This is a genomic window from Campylobacter concisus (assembly GCF_003048375.1).
GTDB lineage: Bacteria > Campylobacterota > Campylobacteria > Campylobacterales > Campylobacteraceae > Campylobacter_A > Campylobacter_A concisus_T.
This window is the reverse complement of sequence record NZ_CP021643.1, coordinates 43,862-61,013: the sequence shown is the minus strand read 5'-3', so window position 1 is coordinate 61,013 and position 17,152 is coordinate 43,862. Positions and strand designations below refer to the sequence as shown.

General features: G+C 33.3%; 12 protein-coding genes. 8 read left to right on the top strand and 4 right to left on the bottom strand.

Going from position 1 to position 17,152, the window contains the following annotated elements; genetic code table 11:
* Positions 1-12: 12 nt before the first annotated feature.
* The 4 genes from CCS77_RS10010 to CCS77_RS09995 all read right to left on the bottom strand — a co-directional run bounded on the left by CCS77_RS10010 (position 13) and on the right by CCS77_RS09995 (position 7,823).
* Positions 13-1,701: a DEAD/DEAH box helicase gene (locus tag CCS77_RS10010; protein WP_107917372.1), complete on the bottom strand. Its 1,689-nt coding sequence runs from the start codon at positions 1,699-1,701 to the stop codon at positions 13-15.
* Entirely contained in the window at positions 1,698-3,689 is a 1,992-nt protein-coding gene (locus CCS77_RS10005; RefSeq protein WP_107917371.1) for a DHH family phosphoesterase, read from the bottom strand. Before CCS77_RS10005 ends, CCS77_RS10010 begins: the two co-directional genes overlap by 4 nt.
* Positions 3,690-3,755: 66 nt before the next feature.
* The gene (locus CCS77_RS10000) at positions 3,756-6,644 is read right to left on the bottom strand and encodes a hypothetical protein (RefSeq protein WP_107917370.1); all 2,889 of its coding nucleotides are present in this window, start codon (positions 6,642-6,644) and stop codon (positions 3,756-3,758) included.
* Positions 6,645-6,668: 24 nt separating this feature from the next.
* Positions 6,669-7,823 (bottom strand): hypothetical protein, encoded by a 1,155-nt coding sequence (locus tag CCS77_RS09995; protein ID WP_107917369.1) that lies wholly within the window; start codon positions 7,821-7,823, stop codon positions 6,669-6,671.
* Between the two features lie 168 nt (positions 7,824-7,991).
* Here CCS77_RS09995 and CCS77_RS09990 point away from each other — a divergent pair, with 168 nt between their 5' ends.
* From CCS77_RS09990 to CCS77_RS09950, 8 genes are all read left to right on the top strand, one after another.
* Positions 7,992-8,492 (top strand): hypothetical protein, encoded by a 501-nt coding sequence (locus CCS77_RS09990; protein ID WP_107917368.1) that lies wholly within the window; start codon positions 7,992-7,994, stop codon positions 8,490-8,492.
* Positions 8,489-10,969: an ATP-binding protein gene (locus CCS77_RS09985; RefSeq protein WP_107917367.1), complete on the top strand. Its 2,481-nt coding sequence runs from the start codon at positions 8,489-8,491 to the stop codon at positions 10,967-10,969. The genes CCS77_RS09990 and CCS77_RS09985 overlap by 4 nt, the downstream gene beginning before the upstream one ends.
* 12 nt (positions 10,970-10,981) lie before the next feature.
* Positions 10,982-11,434, top strand: a complete 453-nt coding sequence (locus CCS77_RS09980; RefSeq protein WP_107917366.1) for a hypothetical protein — start codon at positions 10,982-10,984, stop codon at positions 11,432-11,434.
* Complete coding sequence (locus CCS77_RS09975; RefSeq protein WP_103642860.1) at positions 11,434-13,833, top strand: type IV secretion system DNA-binding domain-containing protein; 2,400 nt, start codon at positions 11,434-11,436, stop codon at positions 13,831-13,833. Before CCS77_RS09980 ends, CCS77_RS09975 begins: the two co-directional genes overlap by 1 nt.
* 328 nt (positions 13,834-14,161) lie before the next feature.
* Positions 14,162-15,571, top strand: coding sequence for a UvrD-helicase domain-containing protein (locus CCS77_RS09965; protein ID WP_107917364.1), 1,410 nt, complete (start codon positions 14,162-14,164; stop codon positions 15,569-15,571).
* A 10-nt stretch (positions 15,572-15,581) separates the two neighbouring features.
* Positions 15,582-16,118: a hypothetical protein gene (locus tag CCS77_RS09960; protein WP_107917363.1), complete on the top strand. Its 537-nt coding sequence runs from the start codon at positions 15,582-15,584 to the stop codon at positions 16,116-16,118.
* Position 16,119: 1 nt separating this feature from the next.
* A complete protein-coding gene (locus CCS77_RS09955) occupies positions 16,120-16,497 on the top strand; it encodes a hypothetical protein (RefSeq protein ID WP_107917362.1) in 378 nt (125 codons plus the stop codon).
* Entirely contained in the window at positions 16,490-17,134 is a 645-nt protein-coding gene (locus tag CCS77_RS09950; protein ID WP_107917361.1) for a hypothetical protein, read from the top strand. The genes CCS77_RS09955 and CCS77_RS09950 overlap by 8 nt, the downstream gene beginning before the upstream one ends.
* The last annotated feature ends 18 nt before the right edge of the window (positions 17,135-17,152 follow it).

Here is a 17,152-nt window from a genome sequence, read left to right as displayed (position 1 = left end):
TTTATGTCCTTTTTAGTGATTTTTAATCGTCCTGCTATTAAATAGATCTGCTTCATTTTGAATGAAATTTCTATTATTTAAATTTGCTAAATAGTCTTTGCCGTTCTCATAAGTATTGATACATATTGGGTGCAAGTTGTTACTGATGATACTTAAAATTTCATCTCGCCTATTACTAAAGTCCCTCGTAAAGGCATCAAAAATTATGATTTCGCTCTTCTCTTTGTTGTTACTTGGTCTAATTGCACGTCCGATTAATTGCTCTAAAGAGTAGATGGAATTTATTGGATTAAAGACTGGGGACAGAGAATAGACTAAATTTATGCTAGGCAAATCTATACCCTCTTTAATTAGGCTTGTCGTAGATACCAGAATAAAATTTTTGTCATTACTTGCTTTTCTGATTGCCTCAAATGTATCTTGCTTATCAATAGAGCTACCATCAAGATACAAAATAGGCATTTTGAAGTTCTTATTGAGTATCTTATATGCTTTTTTTGCAAACTCTATTGTGTTGGTAAGCACTAAAGCCTTGACGTTGCTCTTTTTTGATAAATCGGTCATTGTAGTATTTAAAACACTTACTTGCCTAGAGTAGTCATTGTCAATAAATTTTTTTAAAAAACCTACCTTCATGCCTATATTTTCCCAATTAGATGGTAAAGAAGCAGGATTTTTACCCAAAAAGTCATTGGCATAAAGCTCACATAGCCTTCTTGCATAATTTAACATATCTCGCTCTGACTTTGACGAAAAGTAAGATGGAAACAATGAGCCAAATTTAAAATCCAACATAATTTGTTTGGCCAGCTCCATTTTTCTGCTATTTTCGTCCTCTATCTCTTTGAGTGCATTCGCGAAAGTATTTCTAATAGTTGTTACATCATAGCTAGTTATTGGCTTAATAGCTCCATTGGGAGTATCTTTAAAAATTTGATAAGAAGCATACTTGGACTGGCTTAATAATTTATCGATAGTAAAATACATAGGGGCTGTTAGCTTTATAACAAAATCGTTGTAGCTACTGCTCTCTTTTATTTTTTTTAACAAACTATTTTTCATAAAATTTTCAGTTGCTAGCTGGTTTAGTCCATAATTGAAGGTTTTTATAATATTAATATGAGGTCTAACTAAAAAATTTTGTTCGTATAGTTCCTCTACGCTTACTTGATGCAGAATTTTTCCACCAAAAAGACTAAGCATTTTTGCATTATCGCTCTCTTGGCTCCTATATGGTGTGGCACTTACTCCATATAGATTTTTGCAGTATGGCTTTAAATTTGAGATTATATTAGACAATACGCTTGCTGAAGAGTGGTGGCATTCATCAATTATCAGCATATCATACTTACCTTTTACGTTATCCAGTAGATCTTTACGTTTAAGTGATTGCCAGGTAGATATCAAGATGTCTTTTTGTGTTTGAGCTTTTTTATTTCTTGTTTCACCATCAATAGCACCTATTTGGGCATCGCTACCAAACATTACTACAAACCTATTTTTTGTCTGCTCTACTAGATCGACAGCTGGGACTATGATCAGCGTTCGCAGCTGAAGCTCGTTTATAATATACGCCATAATATTAGTTTTGCCAGAGCCAGTTGGAGCGTGAATTAACCCTATATTGTTATTTTTTGTAGCATTGACACACTCTTGCTGATATGGCCGTGGCGGAAACTTATCATTTAGCTCAATTTTCATATTTTAATGCTCGTTGCTACTTTTTGCTCTTGAACGTTGTTTTTTTTAATCTTTTCTAAGAAATTTTCAGGGATTAGCTGCTCTTTAAATACGATCTTACCAGAGAAAGTATCCTTGCTAAAATCAAAATTATTGTTTGACAGCTCCATTAAAAAAATAGGCAATTTATTGTTTTTAGAAACATTTTCGCTATTTTCTATTAAGTCAAGCGCATTTTTACCAGGGCATATAAAATCTATACTCTCTGTTTTGTCATTAATTGGGTCAGTCACTGCCAGCTTTAAAAGCACAAAGTCTTTCTGCTTTGCCTTGCCCATAATTGCATCTTTATTTAAGATCATGTCTGAAGTAATAATCACTGGTGCCAGAAAATTCTTGCTATAAGGGATAGCTCCAGTAATTTTTGTTAGATGTTTAGAAAGTTCATTGTATTCAAACAAAGATACTGGCTTTTCAAGAATATTGAAACTATCTTTTGCTAAATCAAGCTCAGTTGTATTTTTATTAGATATAAATATATTGCTAGCAAGGGCTTCTTTTAAAAGCTCATTAAATCTTGTATGATCTTTTATAGAGCCACCAAGCGCCTTTAAGTGTCCGCCAAAAGAGAAAATATCTTTAGCCTCTAGTTTAAAATTCATTAGCCTGGTTAGATTATCAAATACATTGTTGCCACGTCCGCTAAAGATTATCTTACCATTGACGTCTGTGCCTACTATAACATCTGCACCAGTATTGTCAAAAATCCTTTGTGCAATCAATCCACAAAGTCCTATTTTTGTATTTTCAACATATACAAAAATTAGCGGATCTTTTTCAAGCCCTTTTTCTTTTACAGCCTGAAGAGCATTTTTTGTAGCCTCAAAAGCAAGCTCTTTTCTTTTATTGTTAAGTCCATTTAAAATATATATACCACTATTAAGCATATTATTATTTGCTTCGTTTTCTTGCTTAATTTGAAGCATCTTTACTAAAAAGTTGCTATTTGCTTCTAGTCTATTCAAGGCATTTATTAAAGGGATAGCAGAAAATGATAGATCCTTTGTGGTTATATTTTCTCTATTTTGAAAAAGCTTTTTATAAAATGGTCTTGTAAGATTGGCAAGCTCTAAAATTTGACCTTGCTTTTCATTTAACTTTTCAATTTTAGCAATATTTTTGTAGGCCTTTTCTGTATCATTTTGCCTTATTTGGCTTACAACTTTCTCTCCTAACTTGTCTATCTCTTTGCTGGCGTTGGTGTAGCTTATGCCAGCGTTGTTGATGATATTTAAACCCTGCTCTATTATATCCCTATTACTATCAAGAGAAGCAACGTCTGCTACTGCCGTAAAGGCTGCAAGATCGGCTAAATTTGGTAACTCTATTTTTTTTCTACTAGATAGCTTTTCAAAAAATCGGTATAGCAAAATACCAGTTGAAATTTCGACTTTGCCGTCTGTATTTGGATTTAGTATATTGTCATAATTACCAAAATCCCCATTTGCATGGTGATCAAATACAAATACCTTATTTTTGTAGTTTTCATCGGTCACGATCGGAACAACGCTTTTTTGAGTGCCGTTATCACAAGTAATAATATAGTCAATAATATTTGATTTCAAGGCTGCTTTGATATAGTCAGCACTTATTCCGTAGCCCTCTGTTCTTGTTGGTATTTTAAATCTAAGCTTCTCAAAAAAGTCTTTGATTTTAGTATTATTAGGGTCTTTATCTAGCTCTTGCTTTGCTATTTGCTGTAATGTTTCGATCATCATCACGCAAGAGAAAATGCCATCTACGTCATAGTCTGAATATATTAAAACGCCTTTGCCATTTTTGATTTTGTCGAGAATATTTTCATAAAAGCAGTCAATTTTGCCTACTGGTATTTTAAATTTACCATTACCTTCGTTTTTTTTAAGCTCTTTTATATACTCATCAATTTGTTTTTGGTTTTCTTTTTGGTTTAGTTGTAGTTTTCTAAGATATTCATTTACTGTTGCCATTTTTGTTTTCTCGTTTGTATTTTAAAAAGACCCGCCAAACCTTATGCCTGGCGGGGAAGTCTTATTTTAAAGTTTGAATTTGTTGTTAATGTTTTCGTCGAAGTCTTGGATTTCTTCGCTTAATGAGTATCCCATGTCATCGCCAAAATTCATATCATTATCGTCCATATTTGGAACGTAGGTATCGTATGGATTGCCTGCTATTTCGCCAAGATCAAGGTCTTCAATTTGTGCTTCAACGGCAATATTGTTGTCGTTCTCAATAGCAACGATCTCCTCGTTTTCTCCAGAAATAACTTCAATTACTCTCTTGGAAGGTCTGCCTCTTTTCTTTAGTTGTGGCTCTTCCGCAGGAGTTTCTTCGATATTGCTTGTCACAACCTTTGATAATTGGCTTTGGTCTTTATTTTGTGCCATTTTTAATAGCTCTTCTGGATTAAAGCTTGGTTGAACATAGCTATTTTTACCAAGCTTACTTACAAATTCTTCTTTCCTATCGCTTGAAATATCTTTGTATTCTTGGTTAAAGTAATTTTTTAGATCTCTCATTGGAGATTTTTCAGGCATATTATTTTGTAATATTTGATTTAAGACAACAGCCATTTTTGTTGGTAAAGGAACATTCATATTATGAACCTCGCCGTTTTGTGTTTCTTTTTTTACTGGTTCGCCTAAATCCTCACCTATTTTATAGTTGGCCAAGAAATTATCAGGTGACATAAATTCTTTATCCTCTTTTGTCTTGCCGACTAATTTCTTAATAGCTGGGTTAATTGGACCATATTTTATGGCATTATAAAGAGGATTGTCTTCTCTCTCTTTAAACTCAAATAGAGTATATGAAAACGCTTGATCTTTGTCATAAAATTCTCCAAGAACTTTATTAACGCTTTTTCTTATATCACCATTTGAAATCTCATTGTGAGTAACATATACGTCATCACCATTATTGCTCTTTGCTCTTAGTGCATTATTGATCACAAACTGGTTATTTTTAGCCACCGAGTCAAGATAGCTATTAAGAGCATAATTTGGGTGCAATTTACTTTGCGCAGCAAGCTTTAGTGCATCATCGAGTTTCGGTGATGTAAGAACCTTTTTTAAGTCCTCTGGTGATTTTTTTGCACTTGCAAGAAGTGATAGAGCATCAGATATTGCCCCTTTTGTTTTGATATATATCTTGTTTTCAAGCTCTGGATCTTTTTTATCTCCATCTCCATTTGCTCTTGTTAGTAATTTGTCTATCTTTTCTTCTATTTTTGCTGAATAAGTTGAGCCATTTATTCCAGTTAATTCGCCATTGTTGTTCATTGTTGCAATAGTTCTTAAGACGTCGATTAGCTCTTTTGATAGTGTTCTATTATTGCTTGGGAACAATACTCTTGGCGGAACATTTATCTCTTCGCCAGTTTGTTTATTTATAAAAAACCTACTTGGGATAAAAAAGTTTGCTATCTCAAGTTTTTGAGTAAGTATATTTTCTTTACTCATAGATCCCTTAAGGTCTTGTGATTTATTTATCTTTGCAATACCTAAACCAAGAGGCAATGCACCGTTATAAAACATACTAACACCATTTGCACTACCCTTTACGTGAGAACCATCTTTTGTTAGAGTAATTTTATTAAAATCATTTATGTAGTTAATAGACGCGACTACCTTATTTTTAAACGTTTTTACTAAATTATTAGCAAACTGAAAAATATCTTTAGCATCTTCACCCTTGCCAAATTTATCAGCAAAATACTTACCCGAAAAGCCTATTGACGGGAATGATTGTTTTATTGGTTCAAGAATTGCATTTATTGCTTTATTTTCAGTAGCAAGCTTTGTTGGGTTTGGCTCTTTAATAAGCTGCCCAACCTCTTGAATATGTGGTCTAAGGCTGCTTTCAATGGCTATTAGTAGATGATAAGCAACGTATGGATCTTTTGCTGCCTCATTGACGAAAGTTTCAATGTTGGCTCTTGTTTCATTGCTGACATAGGTTGATTTAAATTTCTCTATATCGGTTTCATTGATGCTTTTTGCAAAAGCTGATGTCGTAATTGTTAAAGAGTTGTTTTCATCAGCCATAATAAATTCAGCCTCTTCAATCTTAGTAGAGTTTATTTTTAATCCAACCTTTTCTACATCTGGATCATTGTATTGAATTAGTCTAGCAGACATAGTAATAAGATTTATGTCAGCATATTGGTTAAATTTTACTAGAGTATTTATAGCTTTTAAATATGCTTCGCTTGTAGGCATAATTTTCATATATTGTTTTTCTGTTTCCATGGCTATTTTAATAAAGTCCTTGATATTGCCATAATCAACATTTGCATAGGTTTGTCCATCTTCATCCACAGCCCAAAAGTTGCTTATATCATTTCCGTTCTCGTCTTTTTTCCCATATTTCTTAGGCAAATCAATATACATTGTTGTTAAAGGCTCTGTATTGCCATTTTGATATAAGTTAATAGCGGCTTTTAAAATTTCGTCAATGGACTCTTTAACATTTCTAAAAGTGACCCTAGTTTGGCTTAAGTCAATCTCTTTTAATTGTTTTTCACCATCTTTTTCAATGCTTTCATATAGTTTTAAAACCGAAGCTTTTGTTCCACCACTATTATTTTTATTAGAAAAATATACTTGAAAATTGCGTCCGTTAATTTCAACATTGGCTGAAGTAATTAATGGCTGAATTGTTGCACCAATAACCTCTGAGCTTTGTGGAAATTTTGAAAAGATTTTTGCATTTGTTTGCATCTCTTCTTCGTTGCTTTTATTTTCTACAATTAAATCTTTTACAAATGTGTCTTGCGAAACAACTGGGCTTTGAGAGATTACTTCTTGAGTTTTGGCTTCATTGATCTTTTTCAATGGGATGCCGTCAAAAAGACCTAGATCGCCAGCTTTTAGCGTAAGTGTAATACCTTTATTTTCATTACTATTGTATCTAAAATGTGCCATTTTGCCTCTCCATTAGTGATTTTTTTATTTTATTCTTAATTTTGGACTCTTATTATAATTATTATTTTGTGATATATTGTTAATGATACTATTTGTTTCAATTTTGCTTAAAATTTCTTTTTGCTCTAATACATTTATGCAGTATTCATCAAATTCCTTTGAACGTAAGTCAGTAAAAACATCGTTTTTCATATATATGCTCTTGCTAGTATTCTTTTGCCCCATATACTCAAAGTTTTGATCACATTGAGCAGAAAGTTCTTTGCAGCTCCACAAAAGGCTCTCAACGTCCTTCTTTCTAAATTTAAGATCTTCGGTAAGCGTTTTTAAGCTAAGCTCATAAGATATGCTTGCCGAAAAGTATTGCTCATTCTCTTTCAATTCTGGACTTGCCTTAACTAGGTTGCCAGCATCTGTATAGATCGTGTTTAATGGTTTAACTAAACTTAATCTTTCATCAAAAGATAGCTTGTCCAGCATTGCTTCATATTCATCTTTATCCCTAAGAGTGCCATTGTCATTTAAAATAATGTTTATAAGTTTATCTTTTTGACTTTGATTTATCTTGTAGCTAACTTCACTTTGTCCTTGGTAGCCAAAAATTTGATACATTAAAATACCAGGTGAAGTATTTTTTGTCTTTTTTGTAATAAGCTCAATGATCTCTTTATAGTCGTTTTGGTTGATACTATCAGATGCTAGTTTTGAGCTTAATCTAAAAGTTTTATTAATAGTTGCCATGCTTGTATTAGCAATAATATCTATGAGATTAATCAATCTATTGTCATTAATCTTTCCACTATCTATTCTTTTAATAAGCTTTGTTAAATTTGCATCTGTAATTTTAATACCTGAGCAATTTTTTATATCAAACTCTTGTTTGCATCTATCGTAGTGTTCTTTGTCCTCTGGAGTAGATGAAGAGCGATAGCCCATTGGGATAAACATTTTGTTTTTTAAATAAAAATCCCCTATTAGCTGGTTATCCTTCTTTACTTTATAGACAACATTTTCATCGTAGTCTATACCAGGGTTGAAGTTTTTAACTTCTAAATCAACGGTCGTGAAATTAGAAGGTATATCAGCAAAAATGCTATTTACATCTAGTTTGCAGTAATCAAGGATTTTTTTGGCTTGGTTCTGCAACATATTTGCAACAGCAATATCTTTGCTATCCACGATCGTTATCCTTTCAAAAAAAATTATTTAGTGCAATTATATATAATTTTTTATTTTTTATAATACAAAAAATCAAAAAAAATAAAAAAATTTAGTTTTTCTATTTTTTAGAATAAAGCAAGATTAAAAAATGTATAATTCGGCAAATATATATTAAAGAAAAAAGAAATGCAAACACTTACAGAGAAATTGGAAAGGCTCAATGATCTTTTGGAAAGAAAATTTTCTGAAAATCATGTAATTGGCGTTAATTATATCACAAAGGCGATTTGCAATCTTGCTTCAAACAATGAAGTCGAAATTGATATTAAAACAATCAATAATCTGCTTGTGGTATATTTTGATGGGGTGAAGGTTTTTATTCTTAGGCTTACAAAAAAGCGAATTTTAGAAACACTTTCTATTGTAAAAGTAGAGTTAATAGATATAAAATTATCAAATGTCAATGTAGATACTCCATTGGAGCGCGTCTTTGAATATACAAAAAATATTTCAAAGAAAAGAGAAACTGGCTCATCAGTGGAGCTAGACAATTTTTTAAATTTTATAAGAGAAAAATTTGCAATCAATGCTTTTGATTTGCAAGTTATAATAAGCGAATATGAAAATTTAAGCTACTTAGCAAAAGAGAAGCTTAAACAATTAAATACGATAGGACATTCAAAATGATAAAACTTGACACATTGCCCAAAGGCTCACTGACTTTTAAGTCTTTTGCCATATTGGATCAAATTTTTATGAAGGTTTTTGGGTATTTCTCAAAAGTTAAGCTTTCAAAAACCATAGATTTTTTTGAGATGGACTATGAAACAAATTCAATTAGTCTTGATATAAATGGACGACAAAGACTTTATGCCCTAAAACTTGAAACTGGCTCCAATGAGATTGTAAAGATAGAAAATTTTGCGCAATTCACAAACCAAATTAGGCACGATAAGGATAGACAAACTGAAGTAATGATCAGTTTTGTTAAGCAAGATAACATTGAGGCAATTTATGTTTTTACTCTTGATAGGGGCATTGCAGAAGAGATTGCACTTAGCTTCTCTATTCAACTACTCCCACCTCCTGAAATCTTAACAGCCTTGTATCATATTTTTCTACTGGATGTCTATTTGGAAAACGACAAGAGAAGTATAAATAAATACAATGACGTTGAGTATAGCGAAGACATTGACCTACTATATAAGAAATTTCCATCCCTGATTGCTATTGCGAGCGATAGTATTTTAAATAAATATACACCTTATCAAATAACTGGCTTTAAGGGGTCAAGTCACTTCTCTGTGCTTGAACTTTTTAGGACAGAGTGGAATGGCGTATGCAATCTGTTCTTTGATTTTTCTACGCACAAGACCAAAGGGCAAATAGAGCTTATGCAAAGAGCTGCCAAATTTGGGGACAGCATTACAAATAAAGCTTTAAATAAATTAAGAAAAGATCCTGAAAACAAAGAAGCAATAGAAGAAATCGAAAATAAATGTTTTGTTGCAAATGGCATGTTCTTTCTAAAAGAGCAAAAAACAGCCTCTGCTTTTCAGTCTATTATGGGCATAAGTGCCGAGGAAAGATTTTTGCTTGTTGATAAGTTATTGCCAAAAACCCTATTAATGGCAAGGGATATTGATTTTGACATAATTGTTCATCAAGATATTATTTCTAAATTCTTCCAGACATCTTTATGTAGAGATTGCTTAGCAAAACCATTAAAAGATGAGGCCGAAAATCTTAAGCACGGCGTAGGCTCAAACGTCTTTTTGAAAGTTGATTTTTATGGCCGAGATATTAATAACAACTTTTTTAACTGCATGCTAAAAGGCAATTCATCTCCACACATGCTAATTTTCGGAACTACTGGAGCTGGTAAATCTGTTGCTGCGCTTAAGATGGTGTCACAAATAATTGGTTATGATTTTGAAACTGGGAAAGCAAACGATCTAAATGAAAATCGAAAAATACGCTATATCAACGTTGGATATACTGGTGGAAGGATATTTGATAGCATTAGAAAAAATAACAATACTCCTGAGAAAAAAATGATTGAGATTGTTCCGCCAGATGTTTCAAAGCTACGTTTTTCTCTATTTGATTTTGATGATATATCAAGACCTACCGAAGAAGAGTGGCTAATGTTTAGGGACTTTATCAATTTGATGCTAACTGTTTCTGGTGGTCCAGATAAGGCATTAGACCCGCTAGAAGAAGCTGCCTTAAAAACAAGCCTTTACAGAATGTTGCAACTAAAAGGAGAGGCTGATGAAGGGGGCTATCCACTTCTTACATTAAGAGAAATTAGAAATAATCAAACCTACGGCAAATCCTATGAGGGAATAATTGATGAAATATTAAAAATAAAAGATGAAAACGGCAACCCTAAGTATAATGAAAGAACAAGGGCTGATGAATTGCCACCAGAGTATAATAGATTTGCAAGACCTATTCTAAATGATCTAGTAAATGCTATAAAGGGACAAACAAAAAATATTCAGCTAAGCGAAGAAGAACAAACTAGGTTTGGATCACTTGGCGAGAAATTAAACTTTATCAGCAAAAATCCAGTTTTTGCCTACTTCAATAACGTCGTTGTTAGAGAGAATTATCCAGCATATTATGCTGAGTTTGATAAGATCAAAGGGGACTCAAAAAACTTTGTGTCAGTAGGCTGGCTTTTATTCCAAAACTGGTTTAAATACGACAAGTTGCAAGCAATGAAGCAACAAAATGCCGATTTGCCAAGGCCTGACGCTTTTTACTTCATTGAAGAGGCACACAACTTTTTTAATATTCCAGTGTTTAGCAAGCTTCTTGATACATTTGCTAGAGAAGTTAGAAAATATGGTATTCATCTGATTTTAATTACGCAAAGCACGGGTGATGTCGATCAAGAATTTGCAGAGTTATTCTCAACAAGGTGTTTCTTGTTTAAAATGAAGGACAAAGATGTCGCATACGCTGGAGTTAAAAGTGTAAATGGCAATAAAGATCTAAGCGGCCCAGCACAACAAATTTATGATGCTATTAAAGAAAATCCTGATGGCAATAGAACCATTTTTATGCTTAATTCAAGTGGAGCTAGTGCATTTACTTTGCCTGCCTATAAGAAATATGGTAATATGTTTATGCCATACGAAATACAAACTGCATAAAAGAGAGAAAAGATGAAAAAAATAGCATTGGCCACTTTGCTTGGTTTTAGTTTTTTGGTTGCAGCAGATGATGTAGATACGCCATTAAAGGCTCAATATAGAGAGCTACAAGCTAATAATTGCTATTGTAACAATCCTGCTGGAGTAAGCCTTGTTAATGCTTCGCAATTAAAGCCTAGCGAAAAAAAGATGAATGAAGAGATTTCGCAAATGATCCTTGATGCGAAGAACGAACAATATCTTATTAGGGCTTTTTGGATAAAGGGACTTGGGGCAGAAGCGAATGAATTTGCTCCGCAAAGGGCATTTTATTCAAACTTTAACTATGCCGAAAAAGAATTTGGCTATGAGCTAGAAAAGAAAAACAGAACAAAATGTGTTGCCCTAGATACAGAAATAAATGCCATAAACGCTCAAATTTTATTGGCTGAAATGAAGTTGGCTGAACTAAAAAAGAGTAACTAATGGCGGCCATTTTACTTGAAACCAACAAGATACATCGCTCTGTCAGATATTTTGGGCTAGAAGAGAGCCGTTTCAGGTTTAAAAGATATACAAAGACGGTGAGAAGCTTATTTTGGCTATCTTTGGTTTCATTTATGTTTTCACCATATATGGCTGTTTTCTTTTTATGCCTATTTGTTTCAAAAACAGCAGGCGAACTATTTGGCGTTTTTTTTAAAAATGAAGCTTATATGCGCCAATATAATGCGATATTGCAACCTCAAACAGCTAAAAAAGTTGTTTCTGTAATCGGTTATAGAATTTATAATGAAGAGCTAGACGGACACCTTTCTATAATAAAATCAGGCGACAAGACTTCTCTTGCAGCCAAACAAAAAACAATGGAGCACCCACACAATAAGCTAAGACACATCGGAATTGATATGGACTTAGCCAAAACACACATGGTCTTAGTCGGTAAAACTGGTGCTGGTAAAACAGAGGCCTTGCGATCTATGATGGACGACATTATGAAAATTGGCGGAGGGATAGTATTTAACGACGGAAAATCTGACGTTAAAATGCTAGATGAAATCTTAGCCCAAGCAAAATTAAATTATAGAGAAACTTCGGTCAGGGTATTGAACTTTCTTAAGGCAGAAAAAAGCGCAGAGAGCAATACATTTAACTTTTTCAACAATCAGCACCCAGTAAAATTAATAGAATTCTTATCAAACCTAGCCTTTAAAGATAGTAGCGAAGGCAATACTGCATATTTTCAAAACCGCGGCAAGGCATTGTTATTGCCAGTTGCATCAGCCCTATATATCAGGGATAAACTGCTAGGCGAAGGTATAGATAGCGAAAAACTTAGCTCAAACACAAGTGTTTTAAATGTTACTCTAATCTTTATTGCGTTTTATTGCATGTGCCGTGATTTAGATGAAATCATTGCCGAAAATAAAAACGTTGAGCCACTAATTGGTGACAATAGTATTGTTGTTGCAAAGACATCTTTTTTTGACAATATAGAAAGACTTATTGAAACAGTCATTCAAGAACCTACACGCAGAATAGATATAGAAAAAGAGCTTGGAATTGAATATAGCTTTATAAAAGATACATACACAAACGTTTATAAAATTATTCGTTCATACCTAGATAAGGTATGGAATAGATTTATCCCTATACTTGATGTCGTTGCCCTTGTGGTCTATTCACAAGGCAAAAGTCAAAGTGATGGCAAGAAGAGATTTTATTCAAAAGATGTATCGCCTGAAACTATTTATTCTATGCAAGATATTAAAATTTTCTACAATCTTGCCAAAGAAGCTTTTACAAATACGCCAGGACAAAATCAATCAGTTATGCCAATTAGCCAAGAAGCTGAAACGCTAAAAAATAATTTGACTAATATTGTTAATGACTTTTCAAGAGGAACTTTAACTATCAGTTATGCGACTACGATTTTAAGCGAGGCATTTACTACCAAGGGAGCTTCATTAGAGAACCCACCAGCAGACAATATGATGCAACACTCCTATGCACAACAACAATGGGAGCAGTTGTTCAACGTTTTTGCTGCCTTTAAACATATTCTTGCTCAATCGAAGAGTGAGATCAATCCAGTTGATGTTATTGCAGATAACCAAATTTTATATGTTTTGCTGCCACCGCTTGAATTATCAAGATCGCAGGTTGAAATTTTGGGAAAAATTATTATAGCAACTATCAAGGCATTTGCTGGTTCAGCATTGGGTGGCGAATATATTGGCATTCATCAAACTATTAAGAATATAGCAAAGGATAAATTCACCCCTAAGCCTTTTACTCTAATCAACCTTGACGAGTATGGTGCATATCCAGTTGCTGATCTTGATACGATCTTGGCGCAAGTGCGTTCGTTAAATATGAGTGTTGCCCTTGGTATTCAAGACTTTGTATCGCTAAAAGCGAGTGGAACAGACGAAACAGCTCAAAAAAGAGCCTTAGCCAATACGTCAAAGATAATCTTTAAAGTAGCCGATAAAGACGTTATAGAGTGGCTAGAAGCTATGATCAACGAAGAAGAAGTTGAGAGTAGTGAGTATAAAAGAGATGCCGCTGGGGAACTTGTTCTTGATGTTCAAACAAGACTGGAGAATAAAAAGATCATACCTATCAAGAAAACACAAGACGCTAACTATGGTCTATGCCTAATGTTGCTTGGTGCTGAGAATGATAGGGCGGTTTGGTGTCAAACTTTCTTTAGAGGCGGTAAAACAGAGAATGTTAGGCTAATACACACTAATGCCATAGCTGGTATCAGTGCTGATGTTATTAGCAATATGAAAAAGGGCTACGAAGACTTTAAAGACGAGATTATTCAAGATAATATTGTTGGTAAGATCAATATGGAGCTAGAAGAACTTGCTTCTTAAGCTCATTAAAAGTTATTTCATCACCTTTAGAAATCAGCCAATAGACATAAAAATAGCCTTTGTCCTTTTTTTGGCAGGGGCTTTTTATACTCTTTGCTTCATGTTGTTATATTTTTTCTCTGGGAAGATGGATACAACACAAGCTATTAGTGGAACAATTATCTGCTCTTTGTCAGCTTACTCACTACTAAATCTCGCTGATCATTCAAACAATGCCCACATCTCGCAACCAATAAAACTCTTTCTTAGTTTTTTGTTTGGCATTGTGACGATAGCTATTGTCATGCCACTGCTTTGCTTCTTGCTGAAAGGCATATTTTACAATTAAATGAAATTTACACAAGAGCAATTAGATATTTTTGCCGTATGCAAGAACCTCAAAGATGACCAAAAGGTATCTATTATTGCACCTGCTGGCTCTGGCAAAACTTCTACTTTGGTAGAGTTGGCCAAACAACTACCAGATAAGACAATATTGTATCTAGCCTATAATCAGTCAATAAAAAGAGAAGCTCAGGGCAAATTTCCAAACAATGTGACTGTTCTTACTACTCACGGATTAGCATTGCGCTCCCAAAGCATAAAAATAGAAGATATATCAACAACTGATCTTAGTGTAGTCGATGTTCAAACCATGTTTGGCATAGAACCCCTAGAAGCTTTTAATGCTATTAAAATTTTCAATGATTTTTGTAATTCTAATTATAAAAAATTTAATGAGGAAGTCGTTAAAAAAAATGTGGCCGTGCATGCGGCTAGCCTAATATATGAAAAGATGAGAAGAAGAGAGATACCTATCACTCACTCTTTTTATTTAAAAGAATTTCAGTTCTTTGATAAGTCAAAGATTAATTTTGACTTAGTTTTTTTAGATGAAGCACAAGACAGCAATGATGTTGTCTTAAATATATTTTTGCAGCTAAAAGGCTCAAAGGTTTTTATTGGCGACCCAAATCAAGCAATTTATGGCTTTCGTGGATCGGCTAATGCTTTTAACAAAATAAGTGCTGATTACTCAATGAAGCTAACATCTTGCTTTAGGTGTGTCCCTGATGTTGTTAATAAGGCGAACAAGGTGCTTGAAAGATATAAACAAGATCCAGTCAAAATGGTCAGTAAAGTTATGCCACGAGATGATATTGCTGCCCTAAATTACGAGCATATTAAAAAAAGTTCAATAAAAAATGCTATAATCACGAGGACAAATTCAAAAATTGTCGAAATTTTGTCCAGTGGGCTAGACAAAGATACGTCCTATATCTTAATCAAAAAACCACAAGACATTTTTAAAGAGGCTATCAACTTTGTCAGATTTTTAAATAACGAAAAAGACAAAATAGAGCCTGAGTTTTCATATCTTAAAGAGTTCAATAGCCAAGCTGCCTTAAAACAGCATTTAGAAGATTGCGGAGATAACAACTTGCTCTCAACTTTCAATTTGGCTAAAAGGTATGGTAAAAGGATTTTTAGTATATACCGCAAAGCAAGTGATGACTATAAAAATAGGAATAAAATAGCACATCATGGGACATATCTTATGACGGCACACACCGCAAAGGGGCTGGAGTTTGATATTGTTACACTAGAAAAAGATTTTCCGTCGTTAAGCGATCTAATATACAAAAAAAAGATCAGTTTTAGTGAGCTGCAAGAAGAAGTTAATCTTTATTATGTAGCCATAACACGTGCGAAATATCTTTTAATTGACAAAACCAAAAACGAAGAAGAATTTAATTAAGAGTTTTAATATGAGTGCGAGTATGTATGAAAATAGTTCAGTGGTAGTTCAAAGCAAAAATATAGATAAAGCTGATTTTGATTTATTTTTAAATTCTATTTTTGCCCTAAGAGAGAACGATTTAAATATAACTGAACTAATTAAAAATTATGGTGTAAGCAGAATAAACGTCTTTTCTTGGCTAGAGCCTAAAAGGCCAGATGTAGATAGTTTGTGGCGATATGCCGTTATGAAATTTTTACTAAGATATGACGAAGAAAAACAAACAGCTCTTTACAAGACATTATCTGATATGCAAATTTTAAAAAAATCCGATGCAAATATTGATGATAAGATACTTTCTTTAATTTTAAAAGTTCCTATTGGCAATTTAGAACGTATGCGCGATAATAATAGTGGCTGGCAGAAGAAATTTTACAACATAGTAAAAAGACAACACCCAAAGGTGTTATATTATCAATTTTACTATATCAGGCAATTTATATTAAAAAACACTCAATATATTCCGCTTGGAGTAGGATATGGAGATATAGGCGTAAAGGGATAAGATGAAGCACAATAGTCAAATAAAACAAATAATTCAAAGCTTTGAAAAAAATACTATTTGGAACTATGAAAATTGCAAAAAAGCGGTAGATTTTTATATTGAACTACTTGCCATCATTGAAAACCAAATTAGTTTGCTAAAAGAGAAGCTAGACAACAAAAGCTTAAATGTTGTCAATAACAACAATGATCTAGTTATGCAAGAAATTGACTTTTTTACAAAAACTAGCAATGTTATTATAAATGCTTTTATGAAGGCTACTGGAAAAAGACCGCAAGAGGTAAGAGCTTGTATGGTTGCCAATAATTACGATGAAAAAAAGCTACCAAGAGATATTGTTGGCATTTCAACTAGCGTAAAAACATACATTTATGGTTGATTTTTCTAAACAATATACGAAAATACCACTTTCACATATACCAGATCAATGGTTCATCGCGCTGGGCAAATATATTGATTTTGAAAAAGTTTTAGCAATCCACCCTCTTAGTGATTTTACTCTAAGACAAATTCCTGGCATCTCTTGGGAAACAATAGCAAGAGCGCAAGGGATAAGCCCTTTATTGTTTGAACAACTGACAAATTTTAGCTATGTTAAACTTTGTGGCCAAAGACCAGAATTAAATGGTTTTGGCGTTAGCCCACATACCATAGAGATGCGCAAATATGAAATTAAAGACTATAACTGGAAGCTATATGCTAGCAGGGCTAAACTAGATCGAGAACATTTTGTAGATCATTTTATAGCCTTTATAAAAAATAAAATAATATTTAACGACGTTGAAGCACAAGCCCTATTAGAAGCATTAAGTCAAAATCCTTTTTTGCCAAGTAGCAAACAAGAGGCACTGCAAGTATATCAACATGTTAGCATAGATGCTGAACCTAAACAAGACACCATAGAGCAGCAAACAAAACCTCAAAGCAGCAATAGCACTAAAAACGTATCATTTTTTGATGATGAGCATAGCCCCTCTAACGAAAATAATGATGGCGAGAGTTTCTTCGCTAATTAGGATAGACAAGGTTTTCGT

Bases quoted from the DNA above. Each gene is read 5' to 3' on its own strand.
- CCS77_RS10010 (WP_107917372.1), bottom strand. From the start codon at position 1,701: ATGAAAATTGAGCTAAATGATAAGTTTCCGCCACGGCCATATCAGCAA.
- CCS77_RS10005 (WP_107917371.1), bottom strand. From the start codon at position 3,689: ATGGCAACAGTAAATGAATATCTTAGAAAACTACAACTAAACCAAAAA.
- CCS77_RS10000 (WP_107917370.1), bottom strand. From the start codon at position 6,644: ATGGCACATTTTAGATACAATAGTAATGAAAATAAAGGTATTACACTT.
- CCS77_RS09990 (WP_107917368.1), top strand. From the start codon at position 7,992: ATGCAAACACTTACAGAGAAATTGGAAAGGCTCAATGATCTTTTGGAA.
- CCS77_RS09985 (WP_107917367.1), top strand. From the start codon at position 8,489: ATGATAAAACTTGACACATTGCCCAAAGGCTCACTGACTTTTAAGTCT.
- CCS77_RS09980 (WP_107917366.1), top strand. From the start codon at position 10,982: ATGAAAAAAATAGCATTGGCCACTTTGCTTGGTTTTAGTTTTTTGGTT.
- CCS77_RS09975 (WP_103642860.1), top strand. From the start codon at position 11,434: ATGGCGGCCATTTTACTTGAAACCAACAAGATACATCGCTCTGTCAGA.
- CCS77_RS09965 (WP_107917364.1), top strand. From the start codon at position 14,162: ATGAAATTTACACAAGAGCAATTAGATATTTTTGCCGTATGCAAGAAC.
- CCS77_RS09960 (WP_107917363.1), top strand. From the start codon at position 15,582: ATGAGTGCGAGTATGTATGAAAATAGTTCAGTGGTAGTTCAAAGCAAA.
- CCS77_RS09955 (WP_107917362.1), top strand. From the start codon at position 16,120: ATGAAGCACAATAGTCAAATAAAACAAATAATTCAAAGCTTTGAAAAA.
- CCS77_RS09950 (WP_107917361.1), top strand. From the start codon at position 16,490: ATGGTTGATTTTTCTAAACAATATACGAAAATACCACTTTCACATATA.